This window comes from Salinispora pacifica DSM 45544, from assembly GCF_000378845.1.
GTDB lineage: Bacteria > Actinomycetota > Actinomycetes > Mycobacteriales > Micromonosporaceae > Micromonospora > Micromonospora pacifica.
Genome location: NZ_KB905359.1, coordinates 1429376 through 1454413, shown reverse-complemented (window position 1 = coordinate 1454413; position 25038 = coordinate 1429376). Strand labels below are relative to the sequence as shown.

The window sequence follows — 25038 nt, the reverse complement described above, 5'->3', positions numbered from 1 at the left end:
GGCCGCGCCGGACGCGCGGCCCGTGCCCGGGACCGCTTCTGCCGTCAGCAGAACTGCTGGCGGCAGAACCCGGTAGGCACAGCCTTCGCGGGGCCGGCACGGTGGAGGCATGAGACTGCTGGTGTTGGGTGGTACGGGTTTCGTCGGCGGGGCGGTGGTCGGCGCGGGGCTGCGCCGAATGTGGGAGGTGACGGTGTTCAACCGGGGCCGCCACGGGACGACGCCAGCCGGTGTGCGGCGGCTCCGGGGTGACCGGACCGCACCGGGCGGGCTGGCCGCGCTCGCCGGTCAGGAGTGGGATCTGGTCGTCGACACCTGGGACGGGGCGCCGCGGGCCGTCAGGGATTCGGCGCGGGCGCTGGCCGGGCAGGTCGGACGCTACGGCTACGTCTCCAGCGGGTCGGTCTACGCCGAGCCGGTGGCGTTGGGGTCGGCGGAGGACGCTCCGGTGGTCGACGCCGCGCCCGATGCCTTCGAGGGCGACTACGCGGCCAACAAGGCCGGCGCCGAGCGGGCCGTCCGGGAGGTCTACGGCGAGCGGGCGCTGATCGCCCGGGCCGGCCTGATCCTCGGACCGGGTGAGGACATCGGTCGGTTGCCGTGGTGGCTGCAGCGGACCGCCCGCGGCGGTGCGGTGCTGGCGCCCGGCCCGGCCGACCTCGCCCTGCAGTACGTTGACGTCCGCGACCTGGCGGCGTTCCTGCTCGACCCGGAGGTGCCCGGTGGGACGTTTAACGTGGTCAGCCGTACCGGGCACGCGACGATGGGGGAGTTGCTCGCCGCCTGTGTGGCGGTGACGGGGGCTGAGGCCCGGCTGCGCTGGATCGACCCGGAGCGGATTCTGGCAGCGGGTGTGGTGCCCTGGAACGACCTGCCGATCTGGATTCCGGCCGGGCATCCCTACCGCTGGTTGCAGGAGCGCGACGTGCGGGCCGCGTACGCCGCCGGACTGGTGTGCCGCCCGGTGACCGACACCGTGGCCGACACCTGGTCCTGGCTGCGGGCGGTTGGCGTGGCGCCGCCCCGCGCGGGCCGTCCGCAACGCGCCTCGGTGGGCCTGGACCCGGCCCGGGAGGCGGCGCTGCTGTCGGCCGGACGCTGACCGCGCGCCGGGCGGCGGCCGGATGGTCAGTGCGGCCAGCCGGTCAGGGCGGCCGGATGGTCAGAGCTGGGGGACGGTCAGGTCGAGCACCTCGTTGACGTCGCGACGGGGGGTGGGCCAGCCGGGTTGGCCGTACCCGATCCGCATCACCATCTGCGGAGTGCCGTAGCGGCCCAGCGAGAGCCGCAGCTGCTCCCGGGCGGTGGGTACCTCGATGGGTTGGGACAGCATCGACACGGAGAGCCCGGCGTCGGTGGCGGTGAGCAGCGTACGTTGTAGGGCCTGGCCGGCGATGACCTGGTCGACGGCGGTGTTGCCGGGGCCGCCGAGCACCGCGACGAGGGGTTCCGGTTCGAAGTCGCGGCCGGGGGCGCGTTCCCGGCCGCCGAAGGCGCGCGCGGGCAGCAGGTCCTGCGGCTCGAACGGTGGACCGCCGGCGTTCGCGGGTACCCCGTCGGGGGCCTCGTCGTGGTGGACCCACTTCTCCTGCTCGGCGCGGTATGCGGGATTGCGCTCCAGCACCCGGTGGGCGCCCCGGGCGATCTCAGCGAACGCGTTCACCGCGCTCGTACCGATCAGCAGCTCCAGCCAGCACTCCTCGGCCCGGGCCGCTTCGGTGAGCCGCCACCGGGTGTCGGCGGGCACCGGGTCGGGTTGGAATGGGGCGCGGTTGCTGAACCGGCGGGGGATCGCCGCGTGGAGGTCCTGCTCGATCGGGGTGGGGCGGCGCGGCGCGTCCGGGACCAGCCGGGCCACCACATCGGGCTCGGCCGGGTACGGGCGTAGCCGTACGGCGGCCGGTGTCTCCGCGACGGCCAGGGCGAGCCGGAGGTTGAACAGCGCCGCCCCGGCGGCGATGCGGATACCCCAGCCGTTCGGGTCGGTGGCGGGCAGCCGTCGGGACGGGTCAACCAGCACCTCGATCCCGCCGTCGCGCAGGCGGAACCGCCACGGCTGCGTGTTGTGCAGCGACGGGGCGCGAATGGCGTCGGCGGCGGCGGTACGTAGCTGCGCTAGGCTGTAGTAAGCGTCCATGGTGTCGCTCCCCTCCGTTGGCGCGCCACGGCTGCTGCTTCGTCCACCGTCTCCCAGGCGGAGCCCGGGATTCCAGGGCCGGATGTCCCTTCCCAGCGGGACCGACTGTCCTGCCCCAGACTCACCGCTTCCCGGCGTTCGTACTATCAGCCTGTGCTGTCCGTATTGTCCCTCTTGTCCGTTCCGGTGGAGTGAGAACCGCCGAGCGGGTGCCCGGCCGGGGCGGGTCGGGACCTTCGACCCCTGCAGAACAGCCGCCAGCAGGGTAGAAACAAGGGATGATCCGCGTGTACCTACTCGACGACCATGAAGTCGTCCGTCGTGGCCTTGCCGACCTGCTCACGGCCAGCGGTGACATCGAGGTCGTCGGCGAGTCCGGCCTGGCCCAGGAGGCGGCCCGCCGCATCCCGGCGCTCCGGCCCGACGTAGCGATTCTCGACGCGCGGCTACCCGACGGCAACGGCATCGACGTGTGCCGGGACATCCGGGCCCTGGACTCGTCGATCAAGGGGTTGATTCTCACCTCGTACGAGGACGACGAGGCGCTCTTCGCGGCGATCATGGCCGGCGCGGCCGGCTACGTGCTCAAGCAGATCCGCGGCACCGACCTGGTGGACGCGGTCCGGCGAGTGGCCGCCGGGCAGTCGCTGCTCGACCCCGCGATCACCACCCGGGTACTGGAGCGGATTCGCAGCGGCGTCGAGCAGCCACGGGAGCTGAAATCCCTGACCGAGCAGGAACGGCGGATCCTGGAGTACGTGGCCGAGGGGCTCACCAACCGGGAGATCGCCGGCAGGATGTTCCTCGCCGAGAAGACGGTGAAGAACTACGTCTCCAGCATGCTGGCGAAGCTCGGCCTGGAGCGGCGGACGCAGGCAGCCGTACTCGCCACCCGCCTGCTCGGCAAGACCCACTGACCCGGCGCGGTTGATCCTGATGCCGCTGACGGCTCAGCTGTCCAGCGGCACGGACCAGTGCAGCCGGGTGCCGTGCGGGTGCTCCGGTCGCACCTCGAATACCCCGCCGTGGCGCTCGGCACGTTCGCGCAGGTTGACCAGCCCGCCCCGGGCGGCGGCCGGATCGCAGCCGATCCCGTCGTCGGCGACGGTCACCGAAACCTGACCGGCCGCCACCCGGACGGTGACCGCGACCCGCTGGGCCCGGGCATGGCGCACCGTGTTCGACAGCGCCTCCCGCAGCACGGCCGTGAGATCGGGGCGCAGCTCATCCGAGACGGCGCTGTCGATCGGGCCGGCCAACTCCAGCGCGGGCCGGAAGCCCAGCGACCCGGCGGCGTCCTCGACCGCCTCCCGGATCTCCGAGCGTAGCTGCGCGGTCATCGGCGTGCGCAGCTCGAAGATGGTGCGGCGGATGTCCTTGATCGTGGCGTCCAGGTCGTCCACCGCCGCGTTGATCCGGTTGGCGAGTTCGGGGCGGGTGCTCATCGGCACCGCGCTCTGCAACTGCAGGCCGGTGGCGAACAACCGCTGAATCACCACGTCGTGCAGGTCCCGGGCGATCCGCTCGCGGTCCTCCAGGACCACCAGCAGCTCCCGCTCCTCCTGGCCCCGAGCCCGCTCCATGGCCAGCGCGGCCTGCGCGGCGAAGCTGCCGAGCAGCGCCACGTCGTCCTCGCTGGTGTCCTCGTGGTCAGCGCTGTACGCCACCACCAGCACGCCGTGCAGGGTGTCCGCCGTCGCCAGTGGGGAGAGCACCGCCGGCCCGGTGTCCAGCAGCGCCGGCCAGGGCGCGGCATAGGCGAGGTCCGCCACCCGGTCGTGGCGGCCGTGGATGACGGCGGCGCCGAAGCTGGTGTCGGCGGCGGGTAGGACGGTGCCGACCAGGGCAGCGGCCTGCTCACCCGCGCCATCGACCACGTCAACGGTGAAGGCGTCTGCGCCGGGGTCATAGAGCAACACCAGCGCCAGCTCCGCCTCGGCGACCTCCCGGGCCCGCCGCGCCACCAGCGACAGCGCGTCGGTACGGCGGACCTCGCCGAGCAGCAGCGTGGTGATCTCGGCGGCGGCGGCCAGCCACCGCTCCCGCCGGTGTTCCAGCTCGTAGAGGCGGGCGTTCTCGATCGCCACCCCGGCCGCTGCGGCCAGCGCCACCACGATCTCCTCGTCGTCCTCGGTGAACTCGGCCGCGTCCCGCTTCTCGGCCAGGTAGAGGTTGCCGAAGACCTGGTCCCGGATCCGCACCGGCACCCCGAGGAAGCTGTGCATCGGCGGATGGTGCGGCGGGAAACCGTAGGAGGCGGGGTGCTGGGTGATGTCGGGCATCCGCACCGGGCGCGGATCGTCGATCAGCAGGCCGAGGACGCCTCGGCCGTGCGGCAGGTCACCGATCTTGGCGCGCTGCTCGTCGTCGACACCGTGGATGACGAAGTCGTGCAGCGTCCGGTCCCGGCTGAGGACGCCGAGCGCGCCGTAGCGGGCCCCGGCCAGCTCGGCGGCGGCCTCGACGATGCGTTGCAGCGTGCTGCGCAGGTCCAGGTCGGTGCTGATGCCGACCACCGCGTCGAGCAGGGCCCGCAGCCGTTCCCGACTGGTGACCACCTGGCTGACCCGCTCCAGCATCTCCTGCAGCAGCTCGTCCAGGTCGACCCGGGACAACGGGGTCAACCCGAGCGAAGGGGTGGCGTGCGGTTCGTGTTCGGGACTCGGTGTCACCGGCCGATGCTAACGTCGCCGACCAGGGACGTGACACGCCCGTCAGGTTCCGCGGACCGCTGTGGTGTCCACCACCTGTTCCACCGCGAGCCGCGGCGTGTGCGGCGGGCCGGCGTGCGTCGGATCCGCGCGGCCCAGGCGCAGCACGAGATACGGGTATCCCATGCCGGCGAGTACCCCGCGCAGCTCCGCGCGGGTGCCCGGAACCTCGATCACCCCGCTCAACGGCACCACCGAGACGCCGAGCCGGGTCGCCGTGAGCCAACTCGCCGACAGCGCCTCACCGGCTCGCAACCAGGTGCTGGGCTCGTCCTCGTCGCCGTAGAGCAGCGCGTACGCGGCGGCCTGGTCATGACCGGGCCCCACCGGCAGCGTGCCGGCCCGGCCGAAGTCCCGGCCGGGCACGGTGGTCTGCGGAGGCGACTCCGGCAACACCGCCGCCGGCAGACCGACATCGTCGGCCCGGCTGGTCCAGTACGCCAGTTCCGCGCGCAGCCGGGGATCCTCCGACTCCACGGTGTCGGCCTGGGACGCGGCGGTCGCCAGCTGCAACACCTGGTCCCGGTTAAGTTGCTGAAGCCGGACCCCGGTGGCGGTGGCCGCCTCGGTGATCTCGGTCAGGGCCGAGTCGGTGATCGGTTCGTCACCAACCGGTCGGCGATCGGTGTGCCGGATTCGCATGCACTGCACCAGGTGCATGGCCTCGGGGTCCGTCCCCACCCGGGTCAGGCCGGTGAGCCGGGCCAGCAGGTCCGGATCATCCGGGTCGGGGGTCCGCTCCACCTGATCCGGGTCGGGGATTCGCTCCACCGCCGCCTGCCATCCCTCGGCGGCCAACGCGACCTGGGCGTGGTGCAGCGCCGCACCGCAGCTCAGGACGAGCAACCGCCCCTCCGGGTCGGTGGCGGTGAGCTGCCGGTCGCGGACCACCCGCAGCTCCAGCGCGTCGGGCAGGACCCGCCACCGCCACGGTTGGGTGTTGTGCACCGAGGGGGCGCGACCGGCGGTCGCGGCGGCCTGCGCGAGCGCGGTGGTCAGCGCGTGGTCCGTCTGGCTCATGCTCTCGACCCTTCCCTCGAACACATCGTGCCGCACCCGGAGGGCACCTGGGTGCGGTTGCCGATCCATCCTGCGACATTCGCCCGCCGATCGCACGGGGCGCAGGTCCCGTCGCCGCCGGACCATTCGACCCGGGTGACGCACTGCCCACCTCGGTGATCCGCTGGACCGATTTTGCCCGGTGGGTTCGGTGATGCACCGCCCACCCGCCCGATCCGCTGGGACGATTTCGGTGATGGCGGCGGAGCCGGAGTGCGGGCCCGAGCAACCGGCGCGGTCCGGGCCGGGCGGCCGGCTGCTCTGGGTGCCGCTGGGCGGGCTGACCGCGCTGGTGCTCGCTGGCGTGGTGGCGTGGCTCGCCGACCGGTCCGGCCTCGCTGACCTACTCTGGGCCGCCGCCACCGTGGCCGCGCTGGTGCCGGCCGTCGGGTCGATGCTGCGTGAGCTCTGGCACCGGCGGTACGGCGTCGACGTGATCGCCGTCCTCGCGCTGGCGGGCGCGCTCGTCGTGGCGGAGTACCTGGCCGGGGCGGTGATCGCGGTGATGGTGGCCACCGGCCGGACGCTGGAGGCGTACGCCCAGGGGCGGGCGACCCGCGACCTCCGTGCGCTGCTCGCGCACGCCCCGCGTACCGCGCGCCGACGCGCCCCGGACGGGACGATCGAGGTGGTCCCGGCAGACCAGGTTGTCGCCGGCGACGAACTGCTGGTCGGCCCCGGCGACGTGGTACCGGTCGACGGGCAGCCCACGGCGGCGGCCACGCTCGACGAGTCGGTGGTGACGGGAGAGTCGCGGCTGGTCCACCGTGCCCCGGGGGATCGGGTGGGCAGCGGTGTGGTGAACGCCGGTGCCGCCTTCGGGCTGCGGGCGACCGCGGACGCGGCCTCCAGCACGTACGCCGGGATCGTGCGGCTGGCCCGGGAGGCCACCGCACAGAAGGCGCCGACGGTCCGGCTGGCCGACCGATACGCCGTCGCCTTCGTTCCGTTCACCCTGCTGCTCGCCGGGCTGGGCTGGCTGGTCTCCGGCGACCTGGTCCGGGCGGTGGCGGTCCTGGTGGTGGCCACGCCCTGCCCACTGCTGCTGGCCACCCCGATCGCCATCGTCTCTGGGCTGTCCCGTACCGCCCGGCACGGGGTCCTGGTCCGCGACGGCGGCTCGCTCGAACTGCTCGGCCGGGCCCGCACCCTGCTGGTGGACAAGACCGGAACCCTGACCGCCGGCCGGCCCAAGGTGGCCGAGACGGTGCCGGCCCCGGGGACCACGGCCGACGAGGTGCTGCGCCTCGCCGCCTCCGTGGAGCAGCTCTCCCCGCATGTGCTGGCCACCGCCCTGGTGGAGGGGGCGCGGGAGCGAGAGCTCGGACTCGCCGAGCCAACGGGGGTCACCGAGGAGCCGGGCCGGGGCGTACGCGGGCGGGTGGAGGGCCGTGACCTGTGGGTGGGGCAGCTCGACAGCACACCGCCACCGTGGGCGGCCACGGCCCGGGACCGCGCCGAGGAGGCCGGGCACTCGCTGGTGTGGGTCGGTGCGGCCGACGGGCCGCTCGGCGTGATCCTGCTGGCGGATCCGGTCCGGTCCGACGCGTCGCGTACGGTCGGCCGGCTGCGGGCGGCGGGGTTGCGCCGGATCGTCATGGTCACCGGCGACCAGCCGGCCACCGCCCGCCGGGTAGCCCGAGAGGTCGGGGTGGACGACGTTCTCGCCCGCTGCGCACCGGCCGAGAAGGCGGACCGGGTCCGCGCCGAGGTGGACCGGGCGGTCACGGTGATGGTGGGCGATGGGGTGAACGACGCCCCCGCCCTGGCCACCGCGGATGTCGGCGTGGCGATGGGCGCCACCGGGGCCACCGCGTCGGCGGACGTCGCCGACGCGGTGCTCACCGTTGACCGGCTGGAGCGGCTGGCCGACGCGGTGGAGATCGCCCGGTACGCGCGCCGCATCGCCGTGCAGAGCGCCACAGTGGGCATGGGGCTCGCCGTGCTGGCCATGTTCGCCGCCGCCATCGGCCGGGTGCCGCCGGTGGCCGGTGCCTTCCTTCAGGAGGGCATCGACGTGCTGGTGATCCTCAACGCGTTGCGTGCCCTGCTCGGCCCGGGCACCCTGACCAGCCTCCGCCGACGGTGACCGACCTCAGCGTTCGCGGACCACGGCGACCGGGGAGTGCGCGTGGTGTAGCAGCTGTTGGCTGACCGAGCCGAGCAGCATCCCGGCCAGGCCACCGTGGCCTCGGCTGCCGACCACGACCAGCTGGGCGTTGCGGCTGGCCGTCACGAGCAACTCGGCCGGATTGCCCTCGGCCACCTCCACCGTGATCTGGAGATCCGGGAACGCTCGTCGCCAGCGGGCCAGTGCCTCCTCCAACTCGGAGCGGGCCGCCTGGGCACCCGCTCGGGCATCCGGTGCGGGCGGCGGGCGCTGACCCGGCGGCGAATGCCACGCGCGCAGCACGTGTAGCGGTACCTTCCGGGCGGCGGCCTGCTCGACCGCGAAGCCCAGGGCGAGCAGCGACTGCTCCGAGCCGTCCACCCCGGCCGCGACGTGCCCGTTCCGACCCCGGCGGTCGGCGTCCCCGCGGACCACCACCACCGGGCAGTGGGCGTGTGCGGCCACGGATCCCGCCGTCGAACCGACCAGCAGGCCGGCGAAGCCGCCAAGCCCGCGCGTACCGACTACCAGCAGGCCAGCCCGCGCCGAGAGCTCCTGGAGCACCAGCGCGGGCGGCCCCTCGTACAGCGCACCGGTGACGGTCAGCTCCGGGCTGGTCGCGTCCGCGGCGGCCTGCCGGACCAACTCCTCCGCCTGCCGCCGAGCGGTGTCGTCGGGCCAGATGCTGGGCCCCCCACCAGGGCCGGTCCACCCGGCCATGGTGAGCCACTCGAAGACGTACGCGAGGTGCACCGACCGTCCCCTTTGGGCGGCCTCGGCCCGGGCCCACTCCTGGGCCCGGACCGCGTCCGGCGAGCCGTCGTAGCCGACCAGGATCTCGGTTCCGTTCACTGGTGGTCGCCCAGGTCGGCGTTCGTCTCGCGGACCCACCGCCACTGCGCCACCCGCGGGTCGTCGGCGCCGTGCCGGCGGGTGTAGTCCCGGCACGACTGGCGGGCGTCGACCATCTCCTGCCGCAGGTGCGCCGCCCGCGCGCCGAGCCCGGGTACCCGATCGATCACGTCGATGACCAGGTGGAACCGGTCCAGGTCGTTGAGCATCACCATGTCGAACGGAGTGGTGGTGGTGCCCTCCTCCTTGTAGCCGCGAACGTGCAGGTTGGAGTGGTTGGTCCGCCGGTAGGTCAGGCGGTGGATGAGCCACGGGTAGCCGTGGTACGCGAAGATGATCGGCTTGTCGGTGGTGAAGATGGTGTCGAACTCCGAGTCCGGCAGCCCGTGCGGGTGCTCGCTCGACGGTTGCAGGCGCATCAGGTCAACCACGTTGACCACCCGAACCCTCAACTCGGGCAGGTGCTGGTGCAGCAGGTCGACCGCCGCGAGGGTCTCCAGCGTCGGGACGTCCCCGGCGCAGGCGAGTACCACGTCCGGTTCCGTACCGCCGTCGTTGCTGGCCCAGTCCCAGATGCCGATCCCGCGCCGGCAGTGCAGGACCGCCTCATCCATCGACAGCCAGCTCGGTGTGGGTTGCTTCCCCGCGACCACCACGTTGATGTAGTGCCGGCTGCGCAGGCAGTGGCTCATCGTGGAGAGCAGGGTGTTCCCGTCCGGTGGCAGGTAGACCCGGACCACCTCGGCCTTCTTGTTCACGACATGGTCGATGAAGCCCGGGTCCTGGTGCGAGAAGCCGTTGTGGTCCTGCCGCCAGACGTGGCTGGAGAGCAGGTAGTTCAGCGAGGCCACCGGCTGCCGCCAGGGGATGCCCCGGGTCACCTTCAGCCACTTGGCGTGCTGGTTGACCATCGAGTCAACGATGTGGATGAACGCCTCGTAGCTGGTGAAGAGGCCGTGCCGGCCGGTCAGCAGGTACCCCTCCAGCCAGCCCTGGCAGAGGTGCTCGGAGAGCACCTCCATCACCCGGCCGTCGGGGGAGAGGTTCTCGTCTCCGGGTACGGTGGCCGCCACCCAGGCCCGGTCGGTGACCTCGAAGGCGGCGCCGAGCCGGTTGGAGGCCACCTCGTCCGGGCCGAAGAGCCGGAACGTCTCCGGGTTCGCGGCGATGACATCGCGGATCCAGCTGCCGAGCGTGCCGGTGGCGCTGGTGACCGCCGTACCGGGGCGTGGCACGTCAACCGCGTAGTCGCGGAAGTCGGGCAGGACCAGATCACGCAGGACCTGCCCGCCGTTGGCGACCGGGTTGGCGCTCATCCGGCGGTCGCCCTTCGGCGGCAGGTCCAACAGCTCGGCCACCGGCGCCCCGGTCGCGTCGAAGAGCTCCTCCGGGCGGTAGCTGCGAAGCCAGCGCTCCAACTCGGCCAGGTGCTGCGGGTTCTCGCGCACCTGCGGCAGCGGCACCTGGTGGGCGCGGTGGGTGCCCTCCACCCGGTTGTCGTCGACCTCGCGCGGGCCGGTCCAGCCCTTCGGCGTACGGAGCACGATCATCGGCCAGCGCGGGCGCTCGACCCGGCCACCGGAGCGGGCCTGCTGTTGGATGGCGGCGATCTCGTCCAGCGCCCGGTCCATGGTCGCGGCGAGCGCCTGGTGCACCGTGGCCGGATCGTCCCCGGCCACCAGGTACGGCTCGTGACCGTACCCGCGCATCAGATCCAGCAGGTCGGACTCGGGGAGCCGGTCCAACACCGTCGGGTTGGCGATCTTGTAGCCGTTGAGGTGCAGGATGGGCAGCACCGCGCCGTCGCGGGCCGGGTTCAGGAACACGTTCGACAGCCAGCTACCCGCCAGCGGCCCGGTCTCCGCCTCGCCGTCGCCGATCACGCACGCGACCAGCAGGTCCGGGTTGTCGAACGCGGCACCGTAGGCGTGGCTGAGCGCGTACCCGAGCTCACCCCCCTCGTGAATCGATCCCGGCACCTCCGCGGCCACGTGGCTGGGAATGCCGCCGGGGAAGGAGAACTGGCAGAAGAGCTGCGCCATGCCGGCCTCGTCCTGGCAGGTGCCGTGGTAGAGCTCGCTCCAGGTGCCCTCCAGCCAGGTGTTCGCCACGAGCGCGGGACCGCCGTGGCCGGGACCGGTGATGTAGATGGCGTTCAGGTCACGGGCGACGATGACCCGGTTGAGGTGCGCGTAGAGCAGGTTCAGGCCGGGGCTGGTGCCCCAGTGGCCGAGGAGCCGGGGCTTGATGTGTTCCGCGGTCAGCGGCTCGCGTAGCAGCGGGTTGCTCCGGAGGTAGATCTGCCCGACCGTGAGGTAGTTCGCCGCCCGCCAGTACGCGTCCAGTCGGCGCAGTTCGTCCTCGGTCAGCGGGCTGTGCTGGGCGGTTGCGATGTTCATGCTACCTGAGCCTCTCGGTCGGGTGTGGCGCATCCGGGGCGTTGTGGTTAGCCTCGCCGACGGCTACCGCCGGGTTAAGAGGCGTTGGTCCCGGGTCTCACGGACTCTCTGCCGGGGCGAGTCCTCGCACCACAACCGTGGGCGTGGGCGAGTGGTAGAGCATGGCCTGACAGGCGGAGCCGATCATTCCTCGGCCGGGCTGTTGGCCGCGCGCGGCCAACACCACCAGCTGGGCGGATCGGGACTGCTCTACCAGGACATCGCCCGGAGCGCCCCGGATGGTGTGGCACTCCACCGGCACGCCCGGCTCTGCGCCGCCGACCGCCGCCACCGTGTCGGCGAGGATCTCCGGTGCGTCGTCTTGGCCGCGCTCCACCACCCGGACGGCGACCAGGCGGCCGGCCCGCCGGACGGCGCAGTCAAACGCCCACTTCAGGGCCTGCTGGGAGGCGACCGAGCCGTCCACTCCGACCAGGACCGGCCCCTTCGCCGGCGGTTCGCGGCGGGCCACCAGCACTGGGCAGCCGGCCTGGGTGACGACCTGCACCGCCGGCGTGTCGGCGGGGATGGGGCAGCCGAGCTGTTTGGTGCTCATGCCGCTGTCGCCGACTGCGACCAGGAAGGCCGTCTCCGACCTGCGAATCAGCGGCTGCACCCGGGAGCCCTCGGCGATCTCGTGGCCTACCGGCAGTGTCTCCTCGACCTCCCGGGCGACCTTGACCGCATGATTGAGCAGTTCCACGGCCGCGTCGTGCGTGCCGGCGACCGACTCCGCCTCGAAGGCGGCCCCCCAGTCGAAGGTGTGGATCAGCTGTAGGGGGTGCTCGAACGCGGCCGCTTCCCGCGCGGCGAGCTCGACCAGCGGCAGGTCCCGTTCGGAGCCGACCGCGACGAGCACCGGCGCGTCGTTGGCTGCGGCCATGTCGGCATCACCTCCGCGGGAGTCGCCCCCGGCCTCCGTCCCGAGGCTAGTCCGGGCAGCGCGGCGCCGGGGCGGGATCGTGCAGCCCACGCGACCGGGATTGCCGGCACCGGGGTGGGGCGGTGGAACCGGAGGCCGGCTGGGGCTTCCCGCCGCCCAGACACCGCGATCGAGCGGCCGGACGGTTACCGACAGTGCTAGCGTCCGAACGTGGGCACGAACCAGGAGATTCCGGAGATTGTCGTCGCCGCCACCGGTGACCTGCTCATCCTCCGGGACCGTCCGCACGACATGTTCCGTCATGTGCGAGACCATCTGGTCGGGGCCGATATCACCTTCGGCCAACTGGAGACCGCCTACTCCGACCAGGGGTCGCTGGGTTCGTCCGGCCCACGCGGCGGCGTCCCGCACGACGTGGAGAACCTCGCGGCGATACCGCACGCGGGCTACAACGTGATCTCGATGGCGAGCAACCACACCGGCGACTGGGGAGCTGACGCGCTGCTCGACTGCATCGAGCGGTGTCGCCGCAACGGCGTTACCGTGGTGGGCGCGGGGGCGGATATCGACGAGGCGCGCCGGCCCGGGATCATCGAACGCGACGGTACGCGGGTCGGGTTCCTGGCCTACTGTTCGGTCGCACCGGAGGGCTACTACGCCGGGCCGAACAAGCACGGCGTGTCGCCGATGCGGGCGATGACCCACTACGAACCGTTCGAGTATGACCAGCCCGGCGGCCCACCCCTGATCAAGACCCAGCCGGACGAATCCGACCTGGCGGCATTCGTCGCGGACATCGAAAAGCTGCGTGACCAGGTGGAGGTGCTGGTCGTGTCACTCCACTGGGGCCTGCACTTCCAGCGCTCACGGCTCGCGGACTACCAGCCGACGGTGGCTCACGCGGCGATTGACGCCGGCGCCGACGCCGTGATCGGGCACCACCCCCACATCCTGAAGCCGGTCGAGGTCTACCGAGGCAAGGTCATCTTCTACAGCCTGGGCAACTTCGCCTTTGAGATCAACGAGCGCTGGTGGCAGTCGTACAGCAAGGAGTGGTTCGAGAAGGCGAACCGGCTCCACCAGAAACTCGCCCCCGGCCGGGATCTGCGGGAGGAGGGCCGGAACTCGATGATCGTCCGGCTGCATATCACCGACGGCCGAATCGACCGGGTCAGCCTCGTACCCGTGTTCATCAACGAGGGGCATGAGCCGGTGCCGTACCGGGCGGACACGCCGGAGGGGCGCGCGGTCTGCGACTACCTGGCGGAGATCACGACCGAGGCGGGGATCGACACCGCCTTCGACGTGGTTGACGGCCGGATCCTGGTACGCGTCTGAGCCTTCGAGGGCGTTTCTCCTCGCCATTTCAGCAGTAGGGCGGTAAACATAGCTTTCGTCCTATTTGCGGATTTTGTGCGCTCGGAGGTGTTGAGCGGTGCGAGGATTTCGTCGGCGGGCAGGCCGTGCTGCCCAGGCGGGCTGGGCAAGAATGGCCGCCGGGGGGTGCCTCGCCCTCGCGGTGGCCGTGACGGTCACCCAGGCGGTTGGCGTGTCGCCCGCGGCCGCACAGAGCAGGCCGTCCCCGTCGGCTGTCGCGGCGGACACCGCCCTTTCCTGGGGTGACAACGATTCCGGTCAGTTGGGTGATGGGACTACTGCTGACAGCAGCATGCCGGTGGCGGTCAGTTTGCCTTCGGGTGTCACGGTGACCGCGGTCGCCGCTGGCGCCGCCCACAACCTGGCGGTGACCTCTGCTGGCACTGTCCTCGCCTGGGGCGGCAATTCGTCGGGCCAGTTGGGTGATGGGACGACGACCAATCGCAGTACGCCGGTGGCTGTCAGTTTGCCTTCGGGTGTCACGGTGACCGCGGTCGCCGCTGGTGCTGCCTTCAGTCTGGCGTTGACGTCCGCGGGCACTATCCTCGCCTGGGGCGACAATACAATCGGTCAGTTGGGTGATGGGACCACCATCGACAGCCCTACGCCGGTGGTCGTCAGTCTGCCGACGGGTGTCACGGCTACCGCAGTCGCCGGAGGGGCCACCCACAGCTTGGCGGTTACGTCCGCGGGCACCGTCCTCGCCTGGGGTGCCAACGCCGTCGGTCAGTTGGGCGACGGGACCACCACTCCCAGCCGTACGCCGGTGAATGTCAGCCTGCCTTCGGGTGCCACGGTGACCGCGGTCGCCGGAGGCGACGCCCACAGTCTGGCGTTGACGTCCGCGGGTGATGTCCTTGCCTGGGGTAGCAATTCGTCGGGTCAATTGGGTGATGGGACGACCTCCAATCGCAGTACGCCGGTGGCTGTCGGTACCACGGCTACGGCGGTCGCCGCTGGTATCGCCTTCAGCCTGGCGTTGACGTCCGCGGGTGATGTCCTTGCCTGGGGTAGAAATTCTTCGGGTCAATTGGGTGATGGGACGACGACCAATCGCAGTACGCCGGTGGCTGTCAGTTTGCCTGGGGGTACCACGGTTACCGCCCTCGCCGGAGGCGACGCCCACGGTCTGGCGGTTGCCTCCGGCGGCGCCGCAACTGCCTGGGGTGACAATTCCTTTGGTCAATTAGGCGACGGGACCAGTACCGACCGCGCTACACCGGTGCCCGTCAGCCTGCCCGCAGGCGCCACGGTCACCACTGTCGCCGCCGGCGCCGCTCACAGCGTTGCCTTGGTCGCGCCGCCGACGTCCAGCGTCACGTTGCGGGTCACGCCGTCGAGTCCGGAGGCGGGTCAGGATGTCACGCTCACCGCGACGGTCACCTGCACCGGCGACACGCCCACCGGAACGGTCACGTTCCGCGACAACACCACCATGCTGGCCACTACGTCCCTGACGACCGCGACCACCGCCAGCCACACCACGACGCTGGCGCCGGGCGCACACAGCCTCACCGCCGTATATGTCAGCTCCAACACCTGTCCGGACAGCCGATCCGCGCCCGTCAGCGTCACCGTCGCCCCCTTACCTGACGATTCTGGTCTGCCGATCACCGGCCCGAACCTACCCACCACCGTCGGCACCGCCGCCCTGTTCATCCTGGCCGGTGCTGCCCTGATTCGCCTCACCGGCCGACGTCAACCGACCTCGCGTCATGTGCGGTGACGAGTCGGTGCCGTGGCCGCTGCAGGAGGGTATTGACGATGCGGGGAGTCGGTCAGCGGCCGGGCCGTGGTGTCGGAGCGCGCCGGGCGGCGCGGGTCATCGCCGGGTGGTTCTGCCTCACGGTGGCGGTGACGGCCGTCCAGGCGGTCAGCATGTCAACCGCCGCCGGGCAGCACACCTCGGTAGCCCAGCACACGCCATCACCGACCACTGTCGCGTCGGATGCCGTCCTCGCCTGGGGCGACAACTACTACGGCCAGTTGGGCGACGGGACCACCAACAACTACCGCACCACCCCCATCCCCGTGGGCATGCCAACCGGCGCTGAGCTGGCCGCTGTCGCCGGCGGTGATGCGCACAGCCTGGCAGTGACGTCGGCCGGCACCGTTCTCGCGTGGGGCAGAAACCGTGTTGGTCAGTTGGGGGACGGGAGCACCATCAACCGCAGCACTCCCGTTGACGTTTCCCTGCCGCCGGGCACCACGGTCACCGCCGTCGCCGCCGGCTTCAACCACAGTCTGGCGTTGACCTCGGCCGGCACCGTCTTCGCTTGGGGTGACAATTCGACCGGTCAGTTGGGTGACGGGACCAGGACGAACCGCAGTACACCGGTGGCGGTGAGTTTCCCGCCCGGCACGGTGATCACCGCGGTCGCCGCCGGTGGCATGCACAGTCTGGCGTTGACCTCGGCCGGCACCGTCCTCGCCTGGGGCGACAACTCTTCCGGTCAGTTGGGTGACGGGAGCACGACGAACCGCAGTACGCCGGTGGTCGTGGGGTTGCCGGTGGGCACGAGGGTCACCGCCATCGCCGGCGGTGGCTCGCACAGCCTGGTGGTGACCTCGGCTGGCGCCGCCCGTGCCTGGGGCAACAACTTCGTTGGCCAGTTGGGCGACGGAAGCAACATCAACCGCGACGCTTCCGTTCACGTCCGCCTGCCCCCGGGCACCACGGTCACCGCCGTCGCCGGCGGCCTCACCCACAGTCTGGCGTTGACCTCGGTCGGCACTGTCCTCTCCTGGGGCAGCAACAACTGGGGTCAGTTGGGTGATGGGACCGCCAGAGACAGGAACACGCCCGGCACCGTGAGTCTGCCCGCAGGCGTCACGATCACCGCGATTGCCGCCGGCGATCTCTTCGGCCTGGCGATCACCTCTGTCGGCACCATCCTCGCCTGGGGCAGCAATATCGACGGCCAGCTGGGGGACGGAACCACCACCGTTCGCCGGACGCCCGTCGCGGCCAGCCTGCCCACGGCAACCACGATCACCGCCATCGCCGCCGGCAGCGGCCACAGCCTGGCCCTGGTCGAAGCGCGATCAGCGTCCACCACAGCCCTGCGAGTCTCGCCCCGGAACCCGACGGCCGACCAGGACGTCACCCTCACCGCCACCGTCACCTGCACCACCGACACCCCCACCGGCAGCGTCACCTTCCGCAGTAACACCACCGACCTCGCCACCGTGCCGCTGGGCAGCGCCAACACCGCCACCCACACCACCGGGTTCCCGCCCGGCACCCACACCCTCACCGCCCACTACGCCAGCACCAACACCTGCTCCAGCAGCCAGTCCGAGGCCACCACCATCACCGTCGACACCCCCACCGACCCCGACACCCCCACCGACCCGGACACCCCCACCGACCCGGACCTGCCCATCACCGGCCCCAACGTGTCTACCGCCATCGGCACCGCCGTCCTGCTCATCCTCACCGGAGTCACCCTCATCCACCTCACCCACCGACGTCGGCCACCCCACCAGCGCCCATGAGCCGGCGGACGTGACCCTCCGGGACCGGGCGGAACTCCGGCCCTCTCAAAACGGCGGAGGGCGGCCTGGCCGGGCCCGTAGGCTGCCGCTGGGCCGCGCTGGGTGACCGAGCGGCGGTACACCGCCAAGCTCGGCGACATTCTCGCCGGCAAAGCCGATCTGGTGGTGTGGCTGGACCATCCCCGACAGCTGGTGATGCGGCAGGTGACCGCCCGTACCGTGGCCCGAAGATGGCGGCTTGAGGTGCTGTGGAACGGCAACGTCTGCCGCGCCCCGTCAGTGCGGTCGGTCGTCGCGCCGACGATCCCGGGAGCTGATGCCCAGATCGTCGGCGAGCTCACCAAGAATCCCCTTGGGCTTCGACCTCCGGCGAGGCCGGAGAGCTTGGAGCAGATCGATCACACCCACCAGGATGAGCACCAGGCCGAGCGGTCCACCCTGGAACCAGAGCAACTCGGTGTCCGGGAAGAACAGTCTGAGCACCAACCCGAAAATGATCAACGTTAGACCCAGGGCCAGCTTGAATGCCATGCCGTTGTCCCCTCTGGCTCGCCGCCGAACCACGCCGCCAACTGAGGGTGCCCCCGTTCGGCTTCGCAGCCCGATTTTGTAGGACGACATCCTCGCGGGTCAACGGCGTGGGTGACCGGACTTCGCCCCGCTTGGTCACCTCGCCTAACCTGGGCGCTGTGGAGTTCGGTCGCCCTCGTGGGTGGGAGGGATAGGAAGATTCAGTTTGGATGGGGTCGGCAGACGGGCTGGGTGTTGGTGACAAGTATTTCGTCGGCTGACAAGCGAGATTTGCGGGCAGCGGGATCCTACCGGCGTGCTGTATGGGGATATCGGGCCGTGCTGGTTGGGTTCGTTGCGATTGGCTTGTCGGTAGCAGTGCTGGCTCTGAGTCTTCCGTCATACGTGAGTATGATTGGTGTCGGTTTCGCGTGCACTGCTGTCGGTGTGGGTGTGCTCCTGGTCTGGAGTGCCGTTCTGCCGATGATGAGGCTTCAGCGTAAGGTGCTTGCAAAGTATGGTTTTAATAGTGCGCAGCGAGCTTCGACGATTGGCCGATTGTTGTGGCGTGACGTTGTTGGTTCACGTCAGCGGCGGTAGGTGCTTCCGGTCGTAGTTGCCAGTCAGCGTAGCCATCTGGTGCGGCGCGGCCTGTGAAGGTGCATGGAAAGTGCCCCAGCAGCTGGGCCTTCGTTTCGTGGTGCTGTTGTTCGGCTTGTTGCTGGCGGCGGCGGTGACGATGCGGACGGTGGTCTCCCCGGCAGGCCCGGGCGGATCCCCGGTAGCCCCGGCCGGCGGGGGCCAACCGGGCCGGTCAGGGCGTGCGTCGTCGGGCCTGGGCGCTCTGCCAGTCGCGTAGCGCCCGTTTGATCCGGGTGTTCTCGTCGTGGAGCCGAGCAACCTCCTGTCGCAGCGTGGCCAGTTCGTGCGCGACCCGGTGCAGGAAGTGTCGTACCTCCTGGGGGTCCAGACCGCGCCGGCCGAGGCCCACCGCGGCGAAGGTCCGTTCGCGGACGAGGCGGGGATGGAGTTGCTCGGTGCCGCCGTAGACGGTGCCGTGACGCATCGATCGGTTCCTTTCGTTGGTGTTGGAAGGGGCGGCCCCGGACGGAGGGGGCTTTCCGGCGCAGGGCCGCCCCGCCCGACGGCCGCAGCCCTCCTTGGCGGTACGGCCACCGGGCTGCCGGTGGGTGGTGTCAGTTCGTAGCGAGGCAGGGTCGCGGAGACCCGCCTTTCCGTGATAGGTATTCGTCAAGTCGGTCGGAGCCGGACTGCGCGCTAATCGCGGCTCCATGTTGAGACCCGACGAGAGCCGGTATGCGTCTGCCACACGCCAGGCCGTCTCTCGTCACCTTCTCGGCTGTTGGCACAGCCGCGGTTGCCGTGCTTGCACCGGGAGTCCCCGGGGGCCGGTGATCACCCTCACCCGAAGGCCACGTTTCCAGTCGGCTTGGACTGGAGCAATGGTTCCTTCGCGGGCTTTGTCGAATTTCGAGAGGTGAGATCATGCCGCACAAGCCCTTCATCCGGACTCTGCGCGCACAGTGGCTCGGCCAGCAGTTGCGGGCCCTGCGTGAGGAGCGGGGGATGACGTTGAAGCTCGTCGCCGAGCACCTGCAACGGGACATGTCTGCGCTCGGTCGCTATGAGCGTGCGGACTGGCCCATCCGAAAGGGCGATGTCATCGCGCTACTCGATCTTTACGGCTTCCACCATGCCGCCGAACGTGCCCGACTGCTGTCACTGGCCGAGGAGGTTTGGCGAACCGACCGCTGGGATGAGGACTATGGCGATGTCGTCGACTCGTCATTCATCGAGTACCCGTGGCTGGAGGGCCGCGCCGAGAGTCTGTGTTGCTTTCACATGACGCTGGTGCCGGGGTTGCTTCAGACCCGGGACTACGCGGAGGCAGTTATCCGAAACGCGGCAGATTCAGGGGCTCCAGAGGCGACGATCCAGCGCTGGGTCGAACTGCGGATGTCTCGTCAGGAGGTCCTCGCCAAGCCCCGGCCTATCAAGATCTCAACGGTGATAGACGAGTCGGTTCTCCGTCGGCGAGCGGGTGGCGTGGAGGTGTTGCGGCAGCAGCTTCACCATCTTGTGAAGCTTCAGCAGCTACCGCAGATCGGAGTCCAGGTCATGCCCTCCTCGACCGCACTCCACCAAGGACTCGACGGCACGTTCTGGATATTTCACCTGCCTGATCCGTACCCCGCCGTCGCCTACACGGAGTCCCTGGGAGGCCGGCTCTACCTGGAGTCGCCGAAGGCCGAGCGCTTCGTTCGTGCGTACGATCAGTTGTCAAGGGTTGCACTCAGCAAGAGTGAGTCGACCGAGTTGATGGCGAGCATTGCAGAGGAGCTGTAGTGGGCGAGAGTCTGCCAGAGATTGCTTGGCATATCAGCACGAAGAGTGACAGCAACGGTGGGAGCTGCGTCGAGGCGGGGCCGTTGCTGGACGGGTCGGGGCGGGTGGCGGTGCGGCACAGCAAGGCCCCCGAGGCGGCCACCATTATCTATACGGCTGAGGAGTGGGCGGCGTTCGTCGGGGGCGTGCGCGACGGTGAGTTCGATTTCGCCTAGCTTGTCGGCGAGCCGGACCGGTGGTGTGGTGGCCGGCGCCGGGTAGCGTCCACAGCAATGGGAGTGTCCGGCGGAGGTGGCGGCCGACACAGCGCTGGTGGGAGACTTGCGACGACCTCTCGACAGCATCCGGTACGGTGCACACCGTCACCGTCGGCTCCAGGAGAGTGCGACACCAGACCCAGCGGGAGTTCCGATGGTCTTCAAGAAAATGTTGAGCGCGTTAGGCGTAGGCGGACCCAGCGTGGACACCGTCCTCACGAACCCCAACACCCGGCCCGGCCTGGCCCTCGACGGCCAGGTCAACCTGATCGGCGGGGACTCGCCGGCGGCCATCGAGCAGATTGTCGTCGGCCTGGTCACCCGGGTTGAGATCGAGGGCCACGACACCGAGTACGCGGGGCTCATGGAGTTCCAGCGGATGCCGGTCTCCGGGCCGCTGCAACTGGCTCCCAAGCAGCAGCTGTCGATCCCGTTCCAGTTGCCGGTGCCGTGGGAGACCCCGATCACCGACGTGTACGGCCAGCGCCTGCACGGCATGACGATGGGGCTGCGGACCGAGCTGGCGATCGCCCGGGCCGTGGACAAGAGTGACCTGGACCAGGTCAACGTGCACCCGCTGCCGGTGCACGAGCGCATCCTGGAGGCGTTCACCCGGCTCGGTTTCCGGTTCAAGAACGCCGACCTGGAGCGCGGTTCCCTCTACGGGGTGCAGCAGACGCTGCCGTTCTACCAGGAGATTGAGTTCTTTGCCGCGCCGCAGTACGCGCAGACGATCACCGAGGTGGAGCTCACGTTCGTCACCAACCCGCACGGTGTCGACGTGATCCTGGAGTGCGACAAGCGCGGCGGCTTCTTCACCTCCGGGCAGGACGTCTTCGGTCGCTACCAGGTCGCCCACCAGGACGCCGACCGGGTGGACTGGATGCAGGTGGTGGACGGGTGGCTGCGCGAGACCACCGCCCGCTACGGCAGCCTGCGGGCGCAGGGCTTCGGCGTTCCGCACCAGCACGGCCAGCGGGGGATGGGCATGGGCGGCATGATCGCCGGTGCCGCGCTCGGGGTGGCCGGCGGCATGATCGCCGGTGAGATGATCGAGGACGCGATCGAGGGGGACTTCGCCGAGGACTTCGGCTTCGAGGAGTAGCCCAGACTTCGAACAGTCATCCAGGCACAGGGTGCCCGCCGGGACGTAGCTCCCGGCGGGCACCCTTTCGTCGCTATCGGCTACCGCCGGGCCATGCCCCGCTCATTGGTGAGGCGGCGATTCGAGCCGGCCTTCGCCAACCCCCGACTGATCAGGTACGCGGCGGTCAGGGCGGAGAGGAACCACCACGCCAACGTTGGATCGTTGATGTTCAACCCGTTGGTGCCCGACCCACGCCAGAAGGCGGAGATCAACACAAGGACGACCGCGCCGGCGTAGACCCAGAACTCCGTGGTCAGGAACGAGTTCTTCGTCTCCGTGTCCGGAGCGGACATCTGATCCCGGTGCCCGTTGTCCATCGCCCGGATCGGGCGGGTCGGGGCGTCCTGCAAGCGGTTCCGGTCCTGGACCTCCCGCATGCGCTCCTGGTCCTGGGCTTCCGCCTGGGGCCGGTTCTGCGGCCTGGTGGATGCAGCCTGCGTGCTCATCTGGTCCTCCTCGGATTTGATGAGTACCTGCCGTCCCTCGCCCCGCTACCGCGTCTCGGCCACGGCACGGTTCGTGGCGGGGGCACCCTGGGTCTACCCGACCGGCCGGGGGCAGTAACCCCACCTCGGCTCGGCCGAAGAGTTTGGCCGGCCCGGGGGCGGGAACCCAAGGAGACTTCCGACGAGTCTGCGAGGTGATGCGACATGCGCACCGACGACACACGGAACGAGGCCGCCCGGCGGGCCGAGGAGCGGATCGCCGGCGACCGGTACGGCGAGGGCGTCCTGGACGAGGTGACCGTGCCGCAGACCGACGTACAGCGGGTGATCCAGGACGAGGACCCGGGCGACCCGGCGCACAGCCGGATCGACCCGCAGGTGCTGCGCGACGGTGGCCCGACCCGGGGCCAGGGCGCGATCACGACGACCGGCGGGACCGCCGGCCCGGCCAGTGCTCGCCGGGTGGCCCGGCAACCGGAACGGCACCGGGGCCGGGTCGCCCCGACCACGACGGGGGACGCCACCACCGGCGGCCTGAGCACCCCGACCGCCGGCTCCACGAGCGACGCGGCCGGTCCCGGCGTGCACGTCGCGAACCTCACCGACGACTGACGGCCCGCCCCGACGGCCTGGCCCGGTTCGGGCCAGGCCGTCGATCGGCGTACCCGGTCAAGGCCGGGCGCGGGGCGGTCAGGAGGTGGGGCGCAGAATCGTCAGCCGTTGGGTGGCGCGGGTCAGCGCCACATACAGGTCGTTACGACCGCGAGGGGACTCCGCGACTATCCCGTCGGGGTCGACCACCAGGACCGCGTCGAACTCCAACCCCTTGGCCTGGGCGACGGTGAGCAGGACGGTACGGCCCAACAGGTCGGGCTGTTCACCGATGGTGGCCTCCGGGATCGCGTCCGCCAGGGCGGTACCCAGGTCGGCGACGCGGGCACCCGGCACGATCACCCCAAGCCGGCCGTCGGTGCGGGCCGCTGCCATCGCGGTCGCCGCGTCCACCAGCTCCGCCGCCAGCCGCTGCGGCGCCACCGCCCGCTCGGTCGGCGGCACACCGGTGGACCGTACCGACCGGGGTGGGCGCAGCGTCGGGTCGATCTGGGCGAGCACCTCCGCCGCGACCGCCATGATCTCGGCGGGGGTGCGGTAGCTGACCGCCAGCTCCGCCAGCCGCCACCGCCGCGCCACGTACGGCTCAAGGGCGTCAGCCCAGGACGCGGTGCCAGCCAACGCGCCGGTCTGCGCCACATCACCGACGATGGTCATCGACCGGCTGGGGCAGCGGCGCATCAGCAGCCGCCACGCCATCGGTGACAGCTCCTGCGCCTCATCCACGATGATGTGGCCGAACGCCCAGCTCCGGTCGGCGGCGGCCCGCTGCGCGGTGGTCAGCCGGTCCGCCTCCTCCTGCCGCTCCACCAGCCGGTCGGCGTCGAGCAGGTCGGTGACGCCGAGGATCTCGCCCCCGTCCGCCTCGTCCTCCACGTCGATCGACCGGGACCCCCGGGCGATCTCCAACACGCCCTCGGCGTACTCCCGCTGTAGGGTCCGCAGTCGCTCCCGGCGGGCCGCGGCGGCGCGGTCGTCCTCGCCGAGCAGCTCGGCCGCCTCGTCCAACAGCGGCACGTCGGCCGGCGTCCAACCACCCGGCTGGCGGTGCAGCAGGGCCCGCTCGGCCTCCGTCAGCATGGGCGCGGCGGTAGCTATCCGCACCGGGTCGGCGTACAGGTCGGCGAGCAACTGCTGCGGGGTGAGCAGCGGCCACAGCTGGTCCAGCGCCGCCCGTACCTCCGGGTCGTCCCGCAGCTCCCGACGGATCTCGGCGCGGTCGGCCTCCTCGAGCAGGTTCTCCCCACCCAGCGGGTCGGCGCCGATGCGCTCGGCCACCTGCGCGGCGAGCGCGTGCACGATCTCGACCTCGAAGACGGCCCGGGCGAGGTTGTGTGGCCGGCCGGACCGGCGGGCCCGGTCCCGGGCGGCCCGGACGGTCTCCGGGTGCAGCAGCAGGATCTCCCGCTGCGGCTGCTCGACCTCCAGCGGTTCGTCCGGCACCCACTGCCGGTCCCGGACCGCGGCGGCGAGGACATCCACCAGCACCGCGCGGCCCTTCAGCGCGGCGGTCTCAGCCGCCTCGGTGCGGCGTGCGGTGACCCCGGGGAAGAGGTCAGCCTGGGTACGCAGCAACACCCCGGTCTCGGCGAGGGCGGGCAGCACCTGGGAGATGTAGCGCAGGAAGGTCGCGTTCGGCCCGACCAGCAGCACGCCCCGGGTGGCGAGTTCCCGCCGGTGCGTGTAGAGCAGGTAGGCCGCCCGGTGCAGCGCCACCGCGGTCTTGCCGGTGCCCGGTCCGCCCTGCACCACCAGCGTGCCGGGCAGCTCGGCCCGGATGACCGTGTCCTGCTCGGCCTGGATGGTCTCGACGATGTCCCGCATCCGGCCGGTACGGCCGGCGGTGAGGGCCGCGAGCAGCGCCGCCTCGCCGGTCAGCTCCTCGTGGGCGGTGGGGGAGGCGGCGGCGAGGTCGAGCACCTCGTCGTTGATGCCGGTCACCTTGCGTTGCCGGGTCCGCAGGTGTCGTCGTCGGTGGACGCCCTGCGGGTTGGCGGCGGTGGCGAGGTAGAAGGCGCGCGCCGCCGGGGCGCGCCAGTCGATCAGCAGCGGGTCGTAGTCGCCGTCGGTGTCGAAGATGCCGATCCGGCCGATGTAGTGCCGGCCGCCGTCGTCGGTGTCCAGTCGGCCGAAGCACAGGCCCTGTTCGACCGCCGAGTACTGCTCCACCTGTTCGCCGTACATCTGTACCGCGCTGTCGCGCTGGGAGCGGGCCTGGAGGGTGCCACCGGTTGCCCGGAGCTGTTCGGCCAGCCGGTGGGTGGCCTGTTCCCGCAGCGCGTCCAGCCGGCCGTAGAGCATCGAGACGTACTCCTGCTCCTGACCGAGCTCGTCGTCGTTCATCGGCGAATCGGCGGGACCGCCGGAGTGCTGTGAAACGCCGGAGTTGCTTGACAAGCCATCTCGCAATTCGCTACCCTTGCCCGTAGGAACGGCTACCGTGCCGTTCTTTTTTGTTCTCTGAACTGGTCAGGATACCGGGTGGCGCGACCGCCGGGGTGCCCATGGTGAGTCGGCGGCAGGACCGGGCGTGACCAACAACCCCCCGGGCGTGGGCAACGACAACTCCCAGGGCGTGGGCGACGACAACCCGGAGCCCGCGCCGTGCGGGGCCCCGGGTTGTCGGCGATGAAA

Annotated in this window: 20 protein-coding genes; 10 read left to right on the top strand and 10 right to left on the bottom strand. The window is 70.9% G+C overall.

The window, feature by feature from the left end; all coding sequences use genetic code 11:
* The first annotated feature begins 109 nt into the window (after nucleotides 1-109).
* A complete protein-coding gene (locus SALPAC3_RS0106535) occupies nucleotides 110-1102 on the top strand; it encodes an NAD-dependent epimerase/dehydratase family protein (protein WP_018220460.1) in 993 nt (330 codons plus the stop codon).
* A 60-nt stretch (nucleotides 1103-1162) separates the two neighbouring features.
* On the opposite strand, the gene SALPAC3_RS0106530 is transcribed toward SALPAC3_RS0106535, so the two are convergent.
* Nucleotides 1163-2137: an Acg family FMN-binding oxidoreductase gene (locus tag SALPAC3_RS0106530; protein ID WP_018220459.1), complete on the bottom strand. Its 975-nt coding sequence runs from the start codon at nucleotides 2135-2137 to the stop codon at nucleotides 1163-1165.
* 278 nt (nucleotides 2138-2415) lie between these two features.
* Here SALPAC3_RS0106530 and SALPAC3_RS0106525 point away from each other — a divergent pair, with 278 nt between their 5' ends.
* Nucleotides 2416-3054, top strand: coding sequence for a response regulator (locus SALPAC3_RS0106525; RefSeq protein WP_018214694.1), 639 nt, complete (start codon nucleotides 2416-2418; stop codon nucleotides 3052-3054).
* Between the two features lie 33 nt (nucleotides 3055-3087).
* On the opposite strand, the gene SALPAC3_RS0106520 is transcribed toward SALPAC3_RS0106525, so the two are convergent.
* Both SALPAC3_RS0106520 and SALPAC3_RS0106515 read right to left on the bottom strand, forming a co-directional pair.
* Nucleotides 3088-4809 carry a sensor histidine kinase gene (locus SALPAC3_RS0106520; RefSeq protein WP_018812527.1) on the bottom strand — a complete coding sequence of 574 codons (1722 nt, stop codon included), beginning with the start codon at nucleotides 4807-4809 and terminating at the stop codon, nucleotides 3088-3090.
* A 42-nt stretch (nucleotides 4810-4851) separates the two neighbouring features.
* Nucleotides 4852-5868 carry an Acg family FMN-binding oxidoreductase gene (locus SALPAC3_RS0106515; protein WP_408640400.1) on the bottom strand — a complete coding sequence of 339 codons (1017 nt, stop codon included), beginning with the start codon at nucleotides 5866-5868 and terminating at the stop codon, nucleotides 4852-4854.
* Between the two features lie 235 nt (nucleotides 5869-6103).
* Between SALPAC3_RS0106515 and SALPAC3_RS0106510 the strand changes: the two genes are divergently transcribed.
* Nucleotides 6104-7996 carry a heavy metal translocating P-type ATPase gene (locus SALPAC3_RS0106510; RefSeq protein ID WP_018220456.1) on the top strand — a complete coding sequence of 631 codons (1893 nt, stop codon included), beginning with the start codon at nucleotides 6104-6106 and terminating at the stop codon, nucleotides 7994-7996.
* Between the two features lie 6 nt (nucleotides 7997-8002).
* Here the strand turns inward: SALPAC3_RS0106510 and SALPAC3_RS0106505 are convergent, their stop codons facing one another.
* The 3 genes from SALPAC3_RS0106505 to SALPAC3_RS0106495 form a co-directional block, all read right to left on the bottom strand.
* Complete coding sequence (locus tag SALPAC3_RS0106505; protein WP_018220455.1) at nucleotides 8003-8869, bottom strand: universal stress protein; 867 nt, start codon at nucleotides 8867-8869, stop codon at nucleotides 8003-8005.
* Nucleotides 8866-11268: a phosphoketolase family protein gene (locus tag SALPAC3_RS0106500; RefSeq protein WP_018220454.1), complete on the bottom strand. Its 2403-nt coding sequence runs from the start codon at nucleotides 11266-11268 to the stop codon at nucleotides 8866-8868. Before SALPAC3_RS0106500 ends, SALPAC3_RS0106505 begins: the two co-directional genes overlap by 4 nt.
* 97 nt (nucleotides 11269-11365) lie before the next feature.
* Nucleotides 11366-12190 (bottom strand): universal stress protein, encoded by an 825-nt coding sequence (locus SALPAC3_RS0106495; RefSeq protein WP_018220453.1) that lies wholly within the window; start codon nucleotides 12188-12190, stop codon nucleotides 11366-11368.
* Between the two features lie 210 nt (nucleotides 12191-12400).
* Here SALPAC3_RS0106495 and SALPAC3_RS0106490 point away from each other — a divergent pair, with 210 nt between their 5' ends.
* From SALPAC3_RS0106490 to SALPAC3_RS0106480, 3 genes are all read left to right on the top strand, one after another.
* Complete coding sequence (locus tag SALPAC3_RS0106490) at nucleotides 12401-13528, top strand: CapA family protein (RefSeq protein ID WP_018220452.1); 1128 nt, start codon at nucleotides 12401-12403, stop codon at nucleotides 13526-13528.
* A 97-nt stretch (nucleotides 13529-13625) separates the two neighbouring features.
* A complete protein-coding gene (locus SALPAC3_RS0106485; protein ID WP_026185295.1) occupies nucleotides 13626-15293 on the top strand; it encodes an RCC1 domain-containing protein in 1668 nt (555 codons plus the stop codon).
* Between the two features lie 38 nt (nucleotides 15294-15331).
* Nucleotides 15332-17065 (top strand): RCC1 domain-containing protein, encoded by a 1734-nt coding sequence (locus SALPAC3_RS0106480; protein ID WP_018220450.1) that lies wholly within the window; start codon nucleotides 15332-15334, stop codon nucleotides 17063-17065.
* A 276-nt stretch (nucleotides 17066-17341) separates the two neighbouring features.
* Here the strand turns inward: SALPAC3_RS0106480 and SALPAC3_RS26750 are convergent, their stop codons facing one another.
* Together SALPAC3_RS26750 and SALPAC3_RS0106470 are read right to left on the bottom strand one after the other, a co-directional pair.
* Nucleotides 17342-17596: a hypothetical protein gene (locus SALPAC3_RS26750; protein WP_029122396.1), complete on the bottom strand. Its 255-nt coding sequence runs from the start codon at nucleotides 17594-17596 to the stop codon at nucleotides 17342-17344.
* Nucleotides 17597-18389: 793 nt separating this feature from the next.
* Entirely contained in the window at nucleotides 18390-18641 is a 252-nt protein-coding gene (locus SALPAC3_RS0106470) for a DivIVA domain-containing protein (RefSeq protein ID WP_018220448.1), read from the bottom strand.
* A gap of 440 nt (nucleotides 18642-19081) precedes the next feature.
* Here SALPAC3_RS0106470 and SALPAC3_RS0106465 point away from each other — a divergent pair, with 440 nt between their 5' ends.
* The 3 genes from SALPAC3_RS0106465 to SALPAC3_RS0106455 all read left to right on the top strand — a co-directional run bounded on the left by SALPAC3_RS0106465 (nucleotide 19082) and on the right by SALPAC3_RS0106455 (nucleotide 21304).
* Entirely contained in the window at nucleotides 19082-19942 is an 861-nt protein-coding gene (locus SALPAC3_RS0106465) for a helix-turn-helix domain-containing protein (RefSeq protein ID WP_018220447.1), read from the top strand.
* A complete protein-coding gene (locus tag SALPAC3_RS0106460; protein ID WP_018220446.1) occupies nucleotides 19942-20157 on the top strand; it encodes a DUF397 domain-containing protein in 216 nt (71 codons plus the stop codon). The genes SALPAC3_RS0106465 and SALPAC3_RS0106460 overlap by 1 nt, the downstream gene beginning before the upstream one ends.
* Before the next feature lie 196 nt (nucleotides 20158-20353).
* A complete protein-coding gene (locus SALPAC3_RS0106455) occupies nucleotides 20354-21304 on the top strand; it encodes a sporulation protein (RefSeq protein ID WP_050563681.1) in 951 nt (316 codons plus the stop codon).
* An 80-nt stretch (nucleotides 21305-21384) separates the two neighbouring features.
* Here the strand turns inward: SALPAC3_RS0106455 and SALPAC3_RS0106450 are convergent, their stop codons facing one another.
* Nucleotides 21385-21723, bottom strand: coding sequence for a hypothetical protein (locus SALPAC3_RS0106450; protein ID WP_018812514.1), 339 nt, complete (start codon nucleotides 21721-21723; stop codon nucleotides 21385-21387).
* Between the two features lie 273 nt (nucleotides 21724-21996).
* Here SALPAC3_RS0106450 and SALPAC3_RS0106445 point away from each other — a divergent pair, with 273 nt between their 5' ends.
* Nucleotides 21997-22404 carry a hypothetical protein gene (locus SALPAC3_RS0106445; RefSeq protein ID WP_018220443.1) on the top strand — a complete coding sequence of 136 codons (408 nt, stop codon included), beginning with the start codon at nucleotides 21997-21999 and terminating at the stop codon, nucleotides 22402-22404.
* Between the two features lie 78 nt (nucleotides 22405-22482).
* Here the strand turns inward: SALPAC3_RS0106445 and SALPAC3_RS0106440 are convergent, their stop codons facing one another.
* Nucleotides 22483-24747, bottom strand: a complete 2265-nt coding sequence (locus tag SALPAC3_RS0106440; RefSeq protein ID WP_018220442.1) for a HelD family protein — start codon at nucleotides 24745-24747, stop codon at nucleotides 22483-22485.
* Between the last annotated feature and the right edge of the window lie 291 nt (nucleotides 24748-25038).

Excerpts from the sequence above, each read along its gene's own strand:
- SALPAC3_RS0106535 (WP_018220460.1), top strand. The coding sequence starts at position 110 with ATGAGACTGCTGGTGTTGGGTGGTACGGGTTTCGTCGGCGGGGCGGTG.
- SALPAC3_RS0106530 (WP_018220459.1), bottom strand. The coding sequence starts at position 2,137 with ATGGACGCTTACTACAGCCTAGCGCAGCTACGTACCGCCGCCGCCGAC.
- SALPAC3_RS0106525 (WP_018214694.1), top strand. The coding sequence starts at position 2,416 with ATGATCCGCGTGTACCTACTCGACGACCATGAAGTCGTCCGTCGTGGC.
- SALPAC3_RS0106515 (WP_408640400.1), bottom strand. The coding sequence starts at position 5,868 with ATGAGCCAGACGGACCACGCGCTGACCACCGCGCTCGCGCAGGCCGCC.
- SALPAC3_RS0106510 (WP_018220456.1), top strand. The coding sequence starts at position 6,104 with ATGGCGGCGGAGCCGGAGTGCGGGCCCGAGCAACCGGCGCGGTCCGGG.
- SALPAC3_RS0106500 (WP_018220454.1), bottom strand. The coding sequence starts at position 11,268 with ATGAACATCGCAACCGCCCAGCACAGCCCGCTGACCGAGGACGAACTG.
- SALPAC3_RS0106495 (WP_018220453.1), bottom strand. The coding sequence starts at position 12,190 with ATGGCCGCAGCCAACGACGCGCCGGTGCTCGTCGCGGTCGGCTCCGAA.
- SALPAC3_RS0106480 (WP_018220450.1), top strand. The coding sequence starts at position 15,332 with ATGCGGGGAGTCGGTCAGCGGCCGGGCCGTGGTGTCGGAGCGCGCCGG.
- SALPAC3_RS26750 (WP_029122396.1), bottom strand. The coding sequence starts at position 17,596 with ATGGCATTCAAGCTGGCCCTGGGTCTAACGTTGATCATTTTCGGGTTG.
- SALPAC3_RS0106470 (WP_018220448.1), bottom strand. The coding sequence starts at position 18,641 with ATGCGTCACGGCACCGTCTACGGCGGCACCGAGCAACTCCATCCCCGC.
- SALPAC3_RS0106465 (WP_018220447.1), top strand. The coding sequence starts at position 19,082 with ATGCCGCACAAGCCCTTCATCCGGACTCTGCGCGCACAGTGGCTCGGC.
- SALPAC3_RS0106455 (WP_050563681.1), top strand. The coding sequence starts at position 20,354 with ATGGTCTTCAAGAAAATGTTGAGCGCGTTAGGCGTAGGCGGACCCAGC.
- SALPAC3_RS0106450 (WP_018812514.1), bottom strand. The coding sequence starts at position 21,723 with ATGCGGGAGGTCCAGGACCGGAACCGCTTGCAGGACGCCCCGACCCGC.
- SALPAC3_RS0106445 (WP_018220443.1), top strand. The coding sequence starts at position 21,997 with ATGCGCACCGACGACACACGGAACGAGGCCGCCCGGCGGGCCGAGGAG.
- SALPAC3_RS0106440 (WP_018220442.1), bottom strand. The coding sequence starts at position 24,747 with ATGAACGACGACGAGCTCGGTCAGGAGCAGGAGTACGTCTCGATGCTC.